This is a genomic window from Janthinobacterium silvisoli, from assembly GCF_014200725.1.
GTDB lineage: Bacteria > Pseudomonadota > Gammaproteobacteria > Burkholderiales > Burkholderiaceae_D > Janthinobacterium.
On sequence record NZ_JACHCL010000002.1, the window covers coordinates 244,444 to 261,423 of the forward strand.

General features: G+C 60.7%; 14 protein-coding genes. 4 read left to right on the forward strand and 10 right to left on the reverse strand.

Going from position 1 to position 16,980, the window contains the following annotated elements:
• Positions 1-41: 41 nt before the first annotated feature.
• From pyk to ppc, 3 genes are all read right to left on the reverse strand, one after another.
• A complete protein-coding gene (gene pyk / locus HDE75_RS11260; RefSeq protein WP_183677650.1) occupies positions 42-1,502 on the reverse strand; it encodes a pyruvate kinase in 1,461 nt (486 codons plus the stop codon).
• A gap of 100 nt (positions 1,503-1,602) precedes the next feature.
• A complete protein-coding gene (gene gap / locus HDE75_RS11265; RefSeq protein WP_183677648.1) occupies positions 1,603-2,613 on the reverse strand; it encodes a type I glyceraldehyde-3-phosphate dehydrogenase in 1,011 nt (336 codons plus the stop codon).
• Positions 2,614-2,678: 65 nt separating this feature from the next.
• Positions 2,679-5,432: a phosphoenolpyruvate carboxylase gene (gene ppc / locus HDE75_RS11270; protein ID WP_221291848.1), complete on the reverse strand. Its 2,754-nt coding sequence runs from the start codon at positions 5,430-5,432 to the stop codon at positions 2,679-2,681.
• Positions 5,433-5,851: 419 nt separating this feature from the next.
• On the opposite strand from ppc, the gene HDE75_RS11275 reads away from it, so the two are divergent.
• On the forward strand, positions 5,852-6,301 hold the full coding sequence (locus tag HDE75_RS11275; RefSeq protein WP_183677646.1) for an RrF2 family transcriptional regulator: 450 nt from the start codon (positions 5,852-5,854) through the stop codon (positions 6,299-6,301).
• A 54-nt stretch (positions 6,302-6,355) separates the two neighbouring features.
• Here HDE75_RS11275 and HDE75_RS11280 read toward each other — a convergent pair whose 3' ends face one another.
• The 3 genes from HDE75_RS11280 to hmpA all read right to left on the reverse strand — a co-directional run bounded on the left by HDE75_RS11280 (position 6,356) and on the right by hmpA (position 9,653).
• Complete coding sequence (locus HDE75_RS11280) at positions 6,356-8,029, reverse strand: cation acetate symporter (RefSeq protein WP_183677644.1); 1,674 nt, start codon at positions 8,027-8,029, stop codon at positions 6,356-6,358.
• Positions 8,026-8,334, reverse strand: a complete 309-nt coding sequence (locus HDE75_RS11285; RefSeq protein WP_183677642.1) for a DUF485 domain-containing protein — start codon at positions 8,332-8,334, stop codon at positions 8,026-8,028. The genes HDE75_RS11280 and HDE75_RS11285 overlap by 4 nt, the downstream gene beginning before the upstream one ends.
• A gap of 137 nt (positions 8,335-8,471) precedes the next feature.
• Complete coding sequence (hmpA, locus tag HDE75_RS11290) at positions 8,472-9,653, reverse strand: NO-inducible flavohemoprotein (protein WP_183677640.1); 1,182 nt, start codon at positions 9,651-9,653, stop codon at positions 8,472-8,474.
• Positions 9,654-9,905: 252 nt separating this feature from the next.
• On the opposite strand from hmpA, the gene HDE75_RS11295 reads away from it, so the two are divergent.
• Together HDE75_RS11295 and HDE75_RS11300 are read left to right on the forward strand one after the other, a co-directional pair.
• On the forward strand, positions 9,906-10,748 hold the full coding sequence (locus tag HDE75_RS11295; protein WP_183677638.1) for a substrate-binding periplasmic protein: 843 nt from the start codon (positions 9,906-9,908) through the stop codon (positions 10,746-10,748).
• Between the two features lies 1 nt (position 10,749).
• Positions 10,750-11,871, forward strand: coding sequence for a metallophosphoesterase (locus tag HDE75_RS11300; RefSeq protein ID WP_183677637.1), 1,122 nt, complete (start codon positions 10,750-10,752; stop codon positions 11,869-11,871).
• Here HDE75_RS11300 and HDE75_RS11305 read toward each other — a convergent pair whose 3' ends face one another.
• On the reverse strand, positions 11,872-12,795 hold the full coding sequence (locus HDE75_RS11305) for a LysR family transcriptional regulator (protein WP_183677635.1): 924 nt from the start codon (positions 12,793-12,795) through the stop codon (positions 11,872-11,874).
• 124 nt (positions 12,796-12,919) lie between these two features.
• Here HDE75_RS11305 and HDE75_RS11310 point away from each other — a divergent pair, with 124 nt between their 5' ends.
• On the forward strand, positions 12,920-13,681 hold the full coding sequence (locus tag HDE75_RS11310; RefSeq protein WP_183677633.1) for an SDR family oxidoreductase: 762 nt from the start codon (positions 12,920-12,922) through the stop codon (positions 13,679-13,681).
• A gap of 49 nt (positions 13,682-13,730) precedes the next feature.
• Here HDE75_RS11310 and HDE75_RS11315 read toward each other — a convergent pair whose 3' ends face one another.
• From HDE75_RS11315 to HDE75_RS11325, 3 genes are all read right to left on the reverse strand, one after another.
• Complete coding sequence (locus tag HDE75_RS11315; RefSeq protein WP_183677631.1) at positions 13,731-14,483, reverse strand: DUF4303 domain-containing protein; 753 nt, start codon at positions 14,481-14,483, stop codon at positions 13,731-13,733.
• 37 nt (positions 14,484-14,520) lie between these two features.
• Complete coding sequence (hpaR, locus tag HDE75_RS11320) at positions 14,521-14,976, reverse strand: homoprotocatechuate degradation operon regulator HpaR (RefSeq protein WP_260173957.1); 456 nt, start codon at positions 14,974-14,976, stop codon at positions 14,521-14,523.
• Between the two features lie 97 nt (positions 14,977-15,073).
• Entirely contained in the window at positions 15,074-16,882 is a 1,809-nt protein-coding gene (locus HDE75_RS11325) for a DUF885 domain-containing protein (protein ID WP_183677629.1), read from the reverse strand.
• Between the last annotated feature and the right edge of the window lie 98 nt (positions 16,883-16,980).

Here is a 16,980-nt window from a genome sequence, read left to right on the forward strand (position 1 = left end):
TGCTATACGGTGCCGGCATGGCTGCCGGCACCGTCACACGATCAATGCTGGCCGATCTTGGTGATTTTCAAGGAATTGGTGCCGCCTACCTTGCCCATCGGCTCGCCCCAGGTCAGCACGATGGTATCGCCCTTTTCGACCACCTTGTGTTCCAATAACAACTCTTCGGCCTGTTTCAAGACCTTGTCGCGGTCGGTGCCGGAACCCAGCTCTACTGTGCTGACGTTGCGGTACAGGGCCAGCTTGCGGCGGGTAGCGATGCTCGGCGTCAGCGCAACGATCGGAATGTCGATGTTGTAGCGGCTCATCCACAGGGCCGTGGAACCCGATTCCGTCAGGGTGGCAATCGCTTTCACGCGCAGATGGTGGGCGGTGAACAGCGCGCCGTAGGCGATCGACTGGTCGATGCGGGTAAAGGTCGAGTTCAGGAAGTCCGCGTCGAGCTTGCAGATATCCCATTTTTCAGCGTCCAGGCAAATCGCCGCCATCGCTTCCACTGTTTCCACCGGATACTTGCCCGAGGCCGTTTCAGCGGAAGTCATGACCGCATCGGTACCATCGAGCACGGCGTTGGCCACGTCGGACACTTCGGCGCGCGTTGGCACGGCGTTGACGATCATCGATTCCATCATTTGCGTGGCGGTAATAGCCAGCTTGTTGGACGCGCGCGCCATCTTGATCATGCGTTTTTGCAAGGCTGGCACGGCCGCATTGCCCACTTCCACGGCCAGGTCGCCGCGAGCGACCATGATGCCGTCGGAGGCATCGAGAATTTCTTGCAGCGCAGGAATCGCTTCGGCGCGCTCGATCTTGGCGATCATCATCGGTTTATGGTCCCACGCTTCGCCGGCGATATTGGCCAGCTGGCGCGCCATGATCATGTCGGTAGCGTTCTTCGGGAACGATACCGCCACGTAATCGGCCTGGAAACTCATTGCCGTTTTCACGTCTTCCATATCCTTGGCCGTCAGCGCCGGCGCCGTCAAGCCGCCGCCCTGGCGGTTGATACCCTTGTTGTTCGACAACTCGCCGCCGATTCTCACCGTCGTGTGGATTTCGCTGCCGACCACTTTATCGACCACCAGCACGATCAGTCCATCGTTCAGCAGCAAGACGTCGGCGGCATGCAAGTCGCGCGGCAATTCCTTGTAATCGAGGCCGCAACGCTCCTGGTTACCCAGCTCGCCGTTTTCGCCCCATTTCGAGTCGAGGATGAACTTGTCGCCGTTTTCCAGGAAAATCTTGCCTTCTTCAAACTTGCCGACGCGAATCTTCGGCCCTTGCAGGTCGGCCATGATGGCCACTTCGCGGCCGCACAGGGCGGCGGCTTCGCGCACCATGCGCGCGCGGTCGATATGGTCTTGTGCCTTGCCGTGCGAAAAGTTCAGGCGTACGACGTCGACGCCGGCCTTGAACATGCGCACCAGGGTGTCGATATCGTTGGAAGCGGGGCCGATGGTGGAAACGATCTTGGTTGCGCGTTGTTGTACTTGCGTGCTCATGGTGTGCTGCTTTCTATTAATAAGTCGTGCTACAAGGGCCGGCCTTGTGGGCCAGCCGTTCTGTTGCGCTGGATCAGCGCTGCTTACATTCAAGCCGGAATTACTTGGCCGCCATCAAGGCAACCGTGGTATCGAGCATGCGGTTCGAGAAGCCCCACTCGTTGTCGTACCACGACGATACTTTCACGAGGCGGCCCGACACCTTGGTCAAAGTCGAATCGAAATTCGACGACGCCGGGTTGTGGTTGAAATCGATGGAAACCAGCGGTTCCGTCTGGTACGTCAGGATGCCGGCCAGCGGGCCTTCGGAGGCTGCTTTCAGCAATGCATTGACTTCCTCGACCGTGGTATCGCGCTTGGCGATAAAGGACAAGTCCACCAGCGATACGTTGATGACCGGCACGCGCACGGCAAAGCCGTCTAGTTTGCCATTGAGTTCCGGCAAGACCAGGCCCACGGCCGCGGCCGCGCCTGTCTTGGTCGGGATCATCGAATGCGTGGCCGAACGGGCGCGGCGCAAGTCTTCATGCATCACGTCCGACAAAACCTGGTCATTGGTATAGGCGTGCACGGTGGTCATCAACCCCGATTCGATGCCGATGGCGTCGTTGAGCGGTTTGACCAGTGGCGCCAGGCAATTGGTGGTGCAGGACGCGTTGGAAATCACGGTGTCCGTGGCTTTCAACACATGCTGGTTCACGCCAAACACGATGGTGGCATCCACATCCTTGCCACCCGGTGCGGAAATAATCACTTTTTTCGCCCCGCCCTTCAAATGGGCCGAAGCTTTTTCCTTGGTCGTGAAGAAACCCGTGCATTCCAGCACCACGTCCACTTTCAGCTCGCCCCATGGAATTTCAGCCGGGTTGCGCTGTGCAAACACGCGGATAACATCGCCATTGACGATCATATTGTCGCCTTCGACCGTGACGGTGCCAGGAAACTTGCCATGCACCGTATCATGGCGCGTCAAGTGTGCATTCGACTTGGCGTCACCCAGGTCATTGATGGCAACGATCTCGATATCCTGCTGCTTGCCGCCTTCATAAAACGCGCGCAAGATATTGCGGCCGATACGGCCATAGCCATTGATGGCAACTTTGATGGTCATGCTGTCTCCTTTTCCGGGGTCAGATCCGTCGGGTCTGACCCCATTCTTAGTTAAACGTAAAAGTATCAACCACTATTGCGCAATCCCGCCGCAATCCCGTTAATCGACAGATGGATGCCCGTGCGTGCCGCCGCATCCTGCTTGCCTTCGCGGAAACGCTGCAGCAATTCCACCTGCACGTGGTTCAGCGGGTCGATGTAGGGGAAACGGTTGCGGATGGAGCGCTGCATCAGCGGGTTAGCTTGCTGCAATTCTTCCTGGCCTGTGATCAGCTTCAAGGCATCCAGGGTGGCCGTGTATTCGGCACGGATACGCGTGAAGATGGCTACGCGCAAGGCTTCATCCTTGACCAGTTCGGCATACTTGCCGGCAATCGCGATATCGCTCTTGGCCAAAACCATGTCCATATTCGACAGCAGGGACGTGAAGAATGGCCAATCCTTGTACATGCCGCGCAGCACTTCCGCTCCATCGGCCGGGTAAGCAGCCAGGTAAGATTGCACGGCGGAACCGAAACCGAACCAGCCCGGCAGCATCAAGCGGCATTGGGCCCAGCTCAAGACCCAGGGAATCGCGCGCAAATCTTCAATCGAAGTCGATTTCTTGCGCGATGCCGGACGGCTGCCGATGTTCAGGGCAGCGATCTCGGCAATCACGGTCGATTCCCAGAAATATTGCTCGAAACCTTCCGTGCCGTACACCAGCGCGCGGTAGGTTTGCAGGGCCGTGCCCGACAATTCTTCCATCGCGGCCAGATGGCCTGCACTGGCCGAGGCGCTCGGCTGCAACTGTGCCTGCGGCAGCAAGGTCGACTGGATGGTGGCAGCGACCAGCACTTCCAGGTTGCGGCGCCCCACTTCCGGGTTGGCATACTTGGCGGTGATGACTTCGCCCTGCTCCGTCAAGCGGATCTGGCCTTGTACGGCGCCCGCTGGCTGGGCCAGGATGGCTTCATAGCTGGGGCCGCCGCCACGGCCGACCGAACCGCCACGGCCATGGAACAGGCGCAGCTTGATCTGGTGCTCCTTGAATACCGACACCAGTTCGATCTCGGCCTTGTACAGCTCCCAGCCGGAAGTGAGGAAACCGCCATCCTTGTTGCTGTCCGAATAACCAAGCATGACTTCTTGCTGGTCCGCGCGCGAAGCGAGCAAGCCACGGTAAAACGGCAAGCCAAAGGCGCGCGCCATGATGGCGGGGCCAGCACGCAAGTCATCGATGGTTTCAAACAGGGGAATGATGTTGACATCGACTTCCAGGCTATCCTGGCGCAGCAGGCCCACTTCTTTCAGCAGCAGCGCCACTTCCAGCAAGTCCGACACGCTGGCCGCCTTGGAAATAATGCAGTTCGGCACGGATTCACGGCCATACAGGCTGTGCGCTTCGCGAATCGCGCGGAAGATATCGAGTTCCGAGGTAGTTTCTTCGGAATATTGCGCATACGGCGACACCAGCAGGCGCGGCGAAGCCAATTCCTTCAGCAGCAAGCTGATGCGCTGCTCTTCATCGAGGTCCGTATAGACCAGTCCAGGCTGCACGCCCGCAAACAGCTCGCCCACCACTCTTTCGTGCACATCGGAATTCTGGCGCAAGTCCAGCGGCGCCAGCGAAAAGCCGAATACCTTCACGGCGCGGCGCAACTGGCGCAAGCGGCCACGCGCCAGCGAACGCAAGCCGCTGCCCACCAGCGACTGATGCACCACGTCCAGATCGGCCAGCAAGTCGGCAGCCGAAGCGTAAGGCGTGACGCCATCTTGCGGTTTGCCCTTGTTGCACAAGACAAAGCGTGCTGCATCCAGGCGCGCATGGATGCCGTGTAAGGCGCGGCGATACGGTTCGTCCGCATGGTGCGGCGAGCTATCGGCCGAGCTTTCGGCCAGCGCGCGCAACGCATCGCTGCCGCCATTGAGTTTTTGCGCCAGCGACAGTTGCGAAGCCAGCTTGCGCAATTCACCGAGGTAAAAGTCGAGCACCTTGTCAGCCTGGCGCGCCAGCGTGCTGCGCAGGATATCGGCCGTGACGAAAGGATTGCCGTCGCGGTCGCCGCCTATCCAGCTGCCCACTTTCATGAAATTGGGCAATTCTGCATCTTCCCAGCGAGCATCGCGCTGGGCCAGCATGGTTTCCAGCGAGGAATACAGCTGCGGCAATTCGCTGAGGATGGTGTGATCGTAGAAAGACAGGCCGTTTTCCACTTCGTCGAGCACGGACAGCTTGGTGGTGCGCAACAAGCGCGTTTGCCACAGGGTCACGATGCCGCGCCCCAGCGCTTCTTCGTTTTGCTGCGCCTCGTCGGGCGTCATTTGCACACGGTCGCGCTCGTTCAACAGGCGCGCAATCGCCATCTGGCAATTCTGGATACTCTTGCGCTGTACTTCCGTCGGATGGGCCGTGAACACCGGGCTGACGAAGGCATCGCTGAAAAACGCTTCCAGCGCATCGGCCTGGCCGGCATCAAACACATTGCCCACTGCATGGCTGAGGCTACCCTGGCGCGGCGGCGAACCAGCGATCAGATGGGCACGCGTACGGCGGATGTGGTGCTGGTCTTCGGCAATATTGGCCAGCAGCGAGAAAAAGCTGAAGGCGCGTATCAGCTGCGTGGTTTCTTCCTGCGACAGCGCTTGCAGCGCGTCCGACAGTTGCGCGCGGGCAGCTTCGTCGTGGTCGCGGCGGAAGCGGATGGCCAATTGGCGCACATGCTCGATACGGTCGAAGGCGGGGTCGCCCAGGTGGCTGCGGATGGCGTCGCCCAGCAGCCGGCCCAGTTGACGGATATCGCTGCTGAGCAGCTCGTCTTTCACTTCATTCATTTGCATCGGTTTTATTCCACGGGCACAGCGCCCATTTGCAGCCATCGCAGCACCGCACAGATTGCGTCACACGCGCTTCCCTTCCCGGAAAACGCCATCCCTGAGTCATCGACATCGTAATGTAGTAAATTTACCTCAATGTTTGGCAATCTCCTTGATTTTCATCAAGACAACCGAGTGAAAAGCAACATTACTGGGCTGGCTATCGGTTCATGACTACAACAATATGAAAATTTACTACGCATCTGTGCGAAAAGCAATCGTCTTTTCACTTTTTGCGTAGGATGGCATGCATGAAACAGATAAGGAAAAGGCGGGAAAAGAGGCGGCGGCGCGTGGCGGCTGTCACGCCATGTCTTGCTTTTGCTGTATGCTGGCGACCTAAACAAAGATGTGATCCACATCTTTACAGCCCTGGAACAGCCATGCGATTGACCGCCTATACCGATTACACCCTGCGCACCCTGATGTATCTGGGCACGCACCGCGACCGGCTCGTGACGATCCAGGACATCGCCGATCTGCACACGATCTCGAAAAATCACTTGATGAAGGTGGTCCACCAGCTGGGTCTGTCTGGCATCGTGGAAACCGTGCGTGGCCGCAACGGCGGCCTGCGCCTGGCGCGCGACCCGACCGAGATCAATATCGGCACCGTGGTGCGCGAGACGGAAAGCGATTTCTACATGGCCGAGTGCTTCAATCCAGACAGCAACACCTGCCCGCTGACGCCGGGCTGCCAGCTGAAATCAGCACTGGGCCAGGCGACGGGGGCTTATCTGGCGGTGCTGGACAAGGTGACGCTGGCGTCGATCCTGGAACCCAAGCCGGGTGCGCTGGCGCCCGGAGTCATTCCTCTGCACATGGAAAAGTAGTCCAAAAAAATGCCCGGGTCAGTACTACACCCGGGCATGTTGAATATCACACCATCAATGCGCAGTCGCGCCAGACGCACCAATGCCCGTCTCCGAGCGCATCTGCTGCGCTTCATAGCCTGCCCGGTCGATACGGGCGCGGGGGCTGCGGTCCAGTATCGAGAACAGCCAGATGCCGGCAAAACCGGCTGTCATCGAGAACAGCGCGGGCGAAGCATAAGGGAATAATGCTTCGCCATGGCCCAGCACGTCGACCCACACGGATTTCGATACCACTGTCAGGCCCACGGCCGTGATCAAGCCCAGGAAACCGCCGATGGTGGCGCCGCGCGTGGTGCAATCCTTCCACAGCACCGACATGAACAGCACGGGGAAGTTGGCCGAGGCGGCAATCGCGAAGGCCAGCGAAACCATGAAGGCGATGTTCTGCTTTTCAAACGCGATACCGAGCACCACGGCAATAATGCCTAGTGCCACGGTGGTCAGGCGCGATACTTTCAATTCATTCGCGCCGGTCGCCTTGCCCTTCTTGAACACGGTGGCGTAAAGATCGTGCGAGACGGCCGAAGCGCCTGACAAGGTCAAGCCAGCAACCACGGCCAGGATGGTGGCAAATGCTACGGCCGACATAAAGCCCAGGAAAACGTTGCCGCCTACAGCCTTGGCCAGGTGCACGGCCGCCATATTGTTGCCGCCCAGCAGTTTGCCGGCCGCATCCTTGAAGTCAGGATTGGTGCTGACCAGCACGATGGCGCCAAAGCCGATGATGAAGGTCAACACGTAGAAATAAGCGATCCAGGTGGTGGCCCAGAACACGGACTTGCGCGCTTCCTTGGCGCTTGGCACAGTAAAGAAACGCATCAGGATATGCGGCAAGCCGGCCGTACCGAACATCAGCGCCATGCCAAACGAGATCGCGGAAATCGGATCTTTGATAAAGCTGCCCGGTCCCATGATGGCTTCCTTGGCGGCATGCACGTCCACCGATTTGGCAAACAATGCTTCCGGGCTGAAATTGAATTGCGCCAGCACGGCAACAGCCATGAACGTGGCGCCGCCCAGCAGCATCACGGCCTTGATGATTTGCACCCAGGTAGTGGCTGTCATGCCGCCAAACAGCACATAAATCATCATCAAGGTGCCGACCAGCACCACGGCGATCCAGTATTCCAGGCCGAACAGCAGCTTGATCAGCTGCCCCGCGCCCACCATTTGCGCGATCAGGTAAAACGCCACCACCACCAGGGTGCCGGACGCTGAAAAAATACGGATGGGCGCTTGCTTGAAGCGGTAGGCGGCCACGTCGGCAAAAGTGTAGCGGCCCAGGTTACGCAGGCGCTCGGCCATCAAAAAGGTAATGATGGGCCAGCCGACCAGGAAACCGATTGCATAGATCAAGCCATCGTAGCCGTTCAGGAACACGGCAGCGGAAATGCCGAGGAAGGATGCGGCCGACATATAGTCGCCGGCAATCGCCAGGCCATTCTGGAAGCCCGTGATACCGCCACCGGCCGTGTAAAAGTCGGAAGCCGACTTGGTCTTGGCGGCCGCCCACTTGGTGATGAACAAGGTAAAGATCACGAAGACGGCGAACATGATGATCGCCGTCCAATTGGTGGGTTGCTGATGTGCCTGGCCCAGGTCGGGGCCCGCTGCCCAGACAGCGCCGCTGGCGGCCAGCAAGGCCGCGATGGGCAGACCGTATTTCACTTGCGGACGGGCGCTCATGCCTGCACCCGTGCCTGGATGGCGCTGGTCAAGTCGTCGAACTGCTTGTTGGCGCGGCGCACATAAATGCCGGTGATCACGACCGTAAAGACGATGACAAACAAGCCGATCGGCATGCCCCAGGTCATCACGCCTTCGCCAGTCCTGGTGGCAAGAAATTCCTTGTTGAAAGCAATCAGCAGGATATAGCCGTAGTACACCAGCAGCATCAGCCCTGTCAGTGCCCAGCCGAAGCGGGAGCGTACCTTGACCAGCTGATGGTAGTTGGGATCTCCCTTGATTTGTTGAACCAGGTCATCGTGCATCGTGTTGTCTCCTGTTATGAAAAAACGTGCTCTTTTGCGAGCTTGGTTTCACATTACAGGGCAAGGCTTACCCGCCCCTTACGCCGGATATTTTTCTCCAACGCAAGGGAGATGCTCGATCTGACCTCAGTTCAACATCAGTTCAAGGCGGACGCAGGGCCGAAAAATTCATAATGCGTTTGCTGTTCCGGCACGCCCAGTTCACGCAAGGAAGCCTTCACGGCACGCATGAAGGGCTGCGGCCCCAGGAAATACGCGTCCACATCGCGCGTGGCTGGCAGCCATGACGCCAGCAGCTCGGACCCCAGCAAGCCCACGGCGTCGGGCGCCACACCTTCATCACCATGTTCGGCGTAGCAATAAAAGCGTTTGAGCTGGGGATGCTGGGATGCCAGCGCGTCGATCTGGGTCCGGAAGGCATGCACGCCGTGGTGGCGCGCCGCGTGGATGAAGTGCACGGTACGCTTGCCGCGCAGGGCCGCCGTCAGCATGCTCAAGGCGGGCGTGATGCCCACGCCGCCGCTGATCAGGACCAGAGGCTTGTCGCTATCGAGCAGCACGAAGTTGCCCGATGGCGGCGTCAGTTGCACCGTGTCACCGGCCTGCACGCTGTCGTGGAAATAGTTCGACACTTTGCCACCCCGCTCGCGCTTGACGCTGATGCGGTAAGTTTCTCCATTGCTGGCGGCCGACAGCGAATACTGGCGGCGCATGGGAACACCATCGACCGTCACCACCACGCCGATATATTGGCCAGGCTTGAAATCGAGCACGGCCTGGCCATCGACGGGCGCCAGCAAAAAGGAGGTGATTTCCGAGCTCTCTTCCACCTTGCTGAGCACCGTAAAATCGCGCGCGCCGCTCCAGCCGCCGGGCGCTGCGGCCTGGGCTGCATAGATGCGCCCTTCTTCGCCGGCCAGGATATCGGCCAGTTGTCCATAGGCCGCACCCCAGGCGTCGATAACGGCGTCGGTAGCGACTTCTGCACCCAGCACTTCGCGGATAGCCTGCAGCAGGCTGGCGCCTACCAGCGGGTAGTGTTCGGCGCGGATTTGCAGGGCCACATGCTTGTTGACGATGGTGGCGACCAGGTCGCCGAGCGCATCGAGCTGGTCGATATGGCGCGCATACATCAGCACGCCATTGGCCAGCGCGCGTTGCTGCTCGCCGCTGTGCTGGTGCGCCTGGTTGAAATACGGCAGCACTTCGGGATGGTCGCGGAACAGGTTCTGGTAGAAATGGCGCGTCAGGGTTTCGCCGCCCTGCTCAAGGATGGGAACGGTAGCGGTGATGATGGCGCGATGTTGTTGGCTAAGCATGGGCAACTCCTGTATGCAAGGGTGACGAAAAGGTGCGGCCCGATGGCCGCCTGCCTCTGTGGACATGCCCAGTGTAAAGGAATCGACTTAAACATGCAAATTATATACATCTTTAAATTCCATGATCGAGCCTGCATATGACTGCAGTAGACAAGTTCAATCCTGTTCAAATTAGGGCTTCGGCTATAATCGGCGCGTACGAAACGATAACGTTTCGAGCCATCTGGGATGATTATTTTGCGGCTTCAAACGTTGATCAAGGGCGCATACGCGCCTGTTATTTCCGGCGTCAAAACTGTGCTGTCCTGCGCCGCGCTAGCCGCAGGCATGGCGGTGCCGGCCATGGCCAAGATGGCCGCCGCGCCCGCGTCGGCACCTGAAGCGCTGCCGGCCAGGCTGGTATGCCATGACGATATCTTCGTGCCCTATGTCATGCTGAACCAGGGCCATATCGAAGGACTCAACGTCGATATATTGCGCGAAGCGGCCACACGCCTGGGCATTTCCATTGAGTTTCGCGTCATGCCCTGGCGCCGCCTGGAAAATGAACTGGCCAAGCCGCAGGGCAGCGTAGATTGCGCGTTCGCCATGAGCCGCACGCCGCAGCGCGAGCAATACCTGGAGTTTGGCAAGGCCCCCTTGCAACCGACCGAATATGCGCTGTTCGTGCGCCAGCCGGAAGGCATGACGGCCAGCGTAACGAAACTGGACGACCTGGCCGGCAAGGTCATCGGCGTGCGCGCAGGTTTTCGCCTGCCCGACGCCATCGCCGCCGGCGCCGCGCAAGGCCGCTGGACCCTGGCCGAAGTCCCCAGCGACACGGCCAATTTCCAGAAACTGGCGCTGCGTCGCGTCGACGCCGTGCTGGCCGACAGCTCGGTGGGCCTGTACACGCTCAAACAATTGAAACTGGCCGATATCCGCAGGCTGGTGCCTCCCTTGACACGCTTCGATACCTATCTCGTCTTCCGCAAGAACGCCGCTTCACCGGCACTGGCCGCCGCCTTCGACCGGGAATTGAAACGCATGCGCCAGGATGGCACTTTCGCGCGCATCAGCGCCGCCTACCTGGGCGTCCCCACACTGGAACAATGATATGAAAACACGTACTCCTTTGCTACGCATCACCATGATACTGGGCGCCCTGCACGCCCTGCTGGGCTGGCTGTTGCTGCCCGCCCTGCCCGTCGGTCCGGCCGGCTGGATCTTCGGCGCGCTGGTCTTGCTGGCCTCGACCATGCTGATGCCAATGACGATCTTTGCGCGCGCCGTCACCAATGATCATCATCTGGCCGACCGCCTGGCGTGGGCCGGTTCGCTGTGCATGGGCTTTTTTTCTTCGCTGTTCGTGCTGACACTGCTGCGTGAAATCGTGCTGATTTATCCGCCGGCGCGCCCACACGCGGAAGCATCTTCGGTCGCCGTGCTGGTACTGGCCCTGCTGGCCACCGTGGTGGGTTTCATCAATGCGCGCCGCGTGGCCCGCGTGCGCGAAATCGATGTGCCGATCGCCGGCTTGCCCAAGGCGCTGCAGGGCTACACCATCGTGCAACTGAGCGACATCCACGTGGGCGCCACCATCAAGCGCGCCTATGTCGACGCTATCGTCGCACGCACAAATGCGCTCAATGCCGACGCCATTGCCATCACGGGCGACGTGGTCGATGGCACGGTGGAGCTGCTGCGCGCGCATACTGCGCCGCTGGGCGAGCTGCGCGCGCGCCACGGCACCTTTTTTGTTACCGGCAACCATGAATACTATTCGGGCGCCGCACCGTGGGTTGCCGAATTTCGCCGCCTGGGCATGCAGGCGCTGATGAATGAACATGTCGTCATCGAACACGATGGCGCTCGCCTGGTAATGGCCGGCGTCACCGATTATAGCGCCGGCCACTTCGACGCCGCGCAAGCGAGCGATCCGCAAGCAGCCATCGCTGGCGCCCCGGCCGGCATTCCCCGCATCCTGCTGGCGCACCAGCCGCGCAGCGCGGAAGCGGCCGAACAGGCGGGCTATGACCTGCAATTATCCGGCCACACCCACGGCGGCCAGTTCTGGCCATGGAATCTGTTCGTGCCGCTGCAGCAGCCGTATGTAGCCGGCTTGCACCGGCGCGGCAAGCTATGGATTTACGTCAGCCGCGGCACCGGCTACTGGGGCCCGCCGAAACGCATCGGCGCACCGGCCGAAATTACACTGCTACGGCTGGTGGCGGCTTGATTAGTCGGGCAGCATCAACGCCGCAAAATCCTGCTTGCGGAACTGTTCGACGATAAAGTCGACAAACACGCGCGTCTTGGCAGGCAGCAGTTTTTTGCTGGGGTAGTACAGCGACAGCGGACCGGAATCGGCGCGCCAGCCTGGCAACAAGCGGATCAGGGCGCCGCTGCGCAAATGGGGCAGCGCGTGCGGCATCGGCAGTAGCGCCACGCCGATACCGTCGATGGCGGCTTGCGCCATCGCTTCCGGATCGTCAAAGATCGCGCGCGGCTGGCATTCAGCCAGGCCTTCGCCGCCGCGCCCATCGCGCAATATCCAGCTGCGCAGCCGTCCACTGCCGGCCGAACGGCGCACCACGCCATCGAGAGGAGCCAGGTCGAGCGGGTGGCCAGGCATGGCCTTGCCCTGCATGAAAGCCGGCGAGGCCGTGGCGACGATGTAGATATGCCCCAGTTCGCGCGCCACCACACCCGGCGTCAATTCGATGCCGCCGCCGATGGCTGCGTCAAAGCCTTCGCCCACCAGGTCCACCGGGCGGTTATCGAGGTGGCAGTCGGGCACCACACCCGGATAACGCTCAACGAAGCCGCCAAGCAGCGGCAATACATAACGGCGGCCAAACGAAGGCGCCATGCTGATCTTTAAGATGCCGGACGGCGGCCCGCCCTCGCCTGCCGCCTCGCTGATCGCGTCATGCAAGGCACCCAGCGGGCCGCCCACCTGGCGCAAAAAACGCTCGCCCCCTTCAGTCAGGGTCAGGCGGCGCGTGCTGCGCTGGAATAAACGCAGCCCCAGGCTGGTTTCGAGGCGCGCCACGTTCTTGCTGACGGCCGCTGGCGTCAAGCCCAGGCGGCGCGCGGCCGCCGAAAAGCTGCCTGTCTCGGCAGAGAGTACGAATGATTGCAAGTGATTGAGTGCGTCCATATGCGTATTCTAACGCGCCCATTTGATACTGATGGTTGAAAGTGATTGTAGCGATTCCTGGCTAGCCGACATGCAATGGCAGGCAGATACTGGCTACCTCATCATTCACCACAGGAATACCACCATGAAGCACGCTAACAACTTCCCACTGCGCCAAGCCGGAAAAATCGCCTTTGTCACGGGAGGCTCGCGCGGCATCGGCGCGGCTATCGTACGCCGCCTGGCCGGCGAAGGCGCCACTGTCGCCTTTACCTACCAGCGCTCGGCCGATGAAGCGCAGGCGCTGGTGCAAGCAATCGAAGCATGCGGCGGCAAGGCGCTGGCCCTGCAAGCCGACGCGGCCGACGCCAGCGCCCTGACGGACGCCATCAGCAAGATAGCAACGCAGTTCGGCCGCCTCGATATCCTGGTCAACAATGCAGGCATTTTCCTGGTCGGCGCCATCGATGATTTTTCGCTGGCCGATTTCGACCGGACGGTGGCGGTCAATGTGCGCGCCGTGTTTGTCGCCATCAAGGCAGCCGTGCCGCATATGGCCGAGGGTGGGCGCATCATCAATATCAGCAGCACCAACGCGCACCGTGCACCGTTCGGTGGCGCGGCGGCCTATGCCATGAGCAAGTCGGCCTTGTCGGGATTGACGCAAGGCCTGTCGCGCGACCTGGGTCCGCGCGGCATCACCATTAATAATGTGGAGCCTGGCCCCACGGCCACCGACATGAACCCGGCCAATGGCGACTTCGCCGCCATGCTGCACGGCTTGATGGCCTTGCCACGCCATGGCAGCGCCGATGAAATCGCCGGCATGGTGGCTTACCTGGCCAGCAGCGAAGCGGCTTTCGTGACGGGTGCAGGATTGAAGATCGATGGCGGCTTTGCAGCGTAAAACCTGATCAGGATCGCGGCGGCCCTTATTTCAAAATTGGCTCCCTGGATTAGTCAGACCAGCTGCTCATCCAGGTGTCGAAACGCGCCACCACGGCCGGTGGGTTCAGGCGCGCCATCGCGCCCTCCACCGCTTCACTGTCAGTGACCTCGAACAGCAGCATGCAATCATCGCGCTGCTCTCCCACGCCAAAAAATCCTTCGCTGTCTAGCTCTTCCAGAGCCGCGATGCAGGCCTCAAACACGCCGCGGCGAAAGGTGGCGAAATCGAGTTGGAACGGCAATCCACGGTGCGCCTGCAACAGCATGCGGTAGGCGCTGTCAAGATAGGCGCCACCATCGCCGAAACACCATTCGCCGGGATTCCACAACATCTCTTCGCCATATTCCGAGGCGGCCAGCGCTTCGCGGCTATTGGCCACCGGACCTATCGTCATGGCGCTATCGTCACTGAGCAGTGCAAATGCATTCAGGTGCTGTGTTGGATGCGCGGTGCGCGCGGCATTGAATGCACGGCGAGCACCGTCGCGCACCAGGTTTTGCAGCAAGCCGAATTCAAATACGGCAGGATCGATGACTCTTGCTTGCGCCAGCATGTAGCCATCGGCCAGCGTGGCGTGGCAATGGGCGGCATACGCCGCTTGTGCCGCAGGTTCGCTGACGTAGTCGCTGCGTCCTTCCTCGCCCCAGGTCATGACAGCGCCGCCGGCCGTCCACACCGTGCTGTCGAATACACGCGCTTCCTGGAAGCGTACTGGCTGCTCGCCATCGTAAAGGTAAAACAAACTGTAATGGCTACGCATGATACTTTCTGCTTCATTCATCGGGATTGCTGCAAGGTCAGCGCAAGACCGCGGGCGCCACCGGCAAGGTGTCGAGTGCGATAAACGCTTCCAGCGCCAGCCGCATATCTTCGAATACCTGCTTGCCGTAGGCCTGTTCCAGGCTGGCATATTGCAAGTCGATCAGATTGCTCATCTGAATCACCAGGCTGGCGCCAGCGTCCGACAATTGCACCTGCAAGCGGCGCTGGTCGCCCGCCACCTTGCTGCGTGCGATCAGGCCCGTGTCTTCCATGCGCGCCAAAATGCCGCTCATGCTAGGGCTGGAAATCTGGCACAGATCGCACAATTCTCGCGGCTCCAGCGTCGGGCTCACGTTGAGCGCACGCAGGATGCGCCATTGCTGTTCTGTCACGCCGAAATGGTTGAGGATGGGCCGGAAATGCTGCAACAGGCTGTCGCGCGCCTTGAGCAGGAGCTGCGGCATATTGGGATAGCGTATCAAAGGCTGCAAGCGGTACTCCATGGCAGAGGTTATGGGCTTGCTTATAATTATACAACTGACAAGAATTTACCCCCGTCCGCATGACATGCAGGCGGACGGGGGAAGGTCAGCCCCTGGCTTTTTGCGCGGGGATGAATTGCTCGCGCACCGCCTTGGCCAACAAGTCCGGCGGCAGCAAGCCCTGTCCCAGCAGGAAGTTGTTGAATGCCAGGCGGTCAAACTTTGCGCCCAGCGCCAGCTCGGTCTCGGCGCGCAATTGCAGGATGCGCGTATAGCCATAGAAATAGCTGCCCGCCTGACCCGGCATATTGAAGGTGTAACGGTCCAGTTCCTGGCGCGCCATCGGTTTCGACAGCATCACTTCGTCCGTCAAAATGCGGCCCGCTTCTTCACGCGTGATCTGGCCCAGGTTCAGCATCGGGTCCAGCATGGCGCGCGCCGCCCGCAGCATGCGGAACTGCAGCGCGATGAACTGGCCTTCGACCGGCTCGTACGGCAGCATCTCCGCTTCCGCATACAAGGCCCAGCCTTCCACGTTGACACTGTTGAAGGCATACAGGCTGCGCGCCTGCGACACGCCGCGCTCCACCATGGCGCTGAACTGCAACTCATGGCCAGGGCGGCCTTCGTGCGCGCTCAGGGTCCAGGCGGCGCCCGAGAAATTGAAGTCGTCATACACTTCACCCTTGCCGCTGGTGGCCGGATTGCTCACGGTGAGCACAAACTGGCCATGTTCGCCCGTATTGCCGATCAGCGGAGGCGGACGCATATGCGGCGCCGGCTGGGCCGCCGATTCGGCTGCCGACGCCAATCGCATGGTCATCGCGCGCTGCGGCAAATCGACCACGCCCTGCTGGCGGATGCGCGCTTCGAGCTGCGTGTTGACGTCCTTGTAGTGCGCTTCGAGCTGATCGTTGGGGATCGAGTCGCTTTTCAGGGCGCGCAGCACCTGGCGATAATCATTGCCGTCAATGCCCTTCAAGGCCAGCCTGGCGGCCACCACCGGAGCCAGTGCCTGCAAGGCTGCGCGCGTTTCCAGGTAAGCCACTTCGGCCCGCTCGATCAGCGCCTGCGGTGCAATGTCGATGCCCACCTGCTTCAGGCGGAATGCGTACAGTTCGGGCGCCATGCGGAAATCCGTGCGCGAGAGCGGCAGCACGGTCTGGCGCTCCCACGCCGCATACTCGTTCAATTGCTGTTCCATGAGCGCCAGCGTTGCTTCGGCGCCCGCGATCTTCATGTCGGCAAACAGCTTGCGGATACCGGCGATATAGGTCGGCACGTTGTCCAGCGACTGCTCCACCTGCAGGCGCACGGGGCCTGCCAGGCCCTGCTGGCCAATTTTCTCCGTGAAGCGCGCCTTGGCCTGCGCCGTGATCGGCGTGCTGCCGGGGAACTGGCCCACATAGCGCTGCAGCAGTTCCAGCGCCTTGGCGCGGCGCGCGGCCGGGCGCTGTTCCTGCAGCAGGCTTTGCATGCTGCCGAACACTAGCTGCGGCACATCGACCCACGGCAAGGTGTATTTGGCGTCCAGCTGCGCGCCCGTGATTTCGTTATCGACGGCATGCGTCAATATCTCCAGATCCTGGCGGATGCGTTCATCCTTTTCGGCGGCCAGCCGCTGCTGCAGCTTGATACGCGCCTGGCGCATGGCGGCCACATAGCGCTCGGTGATCTTCGGACCCAGGTCGGTGGCCAGGCCGTCATACTGCGACAAGCCCGTGTCCGACGCATTCTCGGGCGAGAACTGGGCCTGCGCTTCGAGCACGATGGCGGCATTGCGGTTGCTGGCCTCGACCCAGGCGGTGGAGGCCGCAGGAGTGACAGCGGTGGCGGGAGCGGCAAACGCGGTAGCCAGGGCTACGGCCAGCGTAGCTGCCAGGACGGTCTTGTACAATTTCGGGCGTACGGACATCGGGGCTTTCCTTCCAGGGGTGAACGATGAGCGAAACGGCGAGTATCGGCCAGCACCCTGCGGCTGTCAATCTGGCATGCTCTGACTGCCAGGCAAGA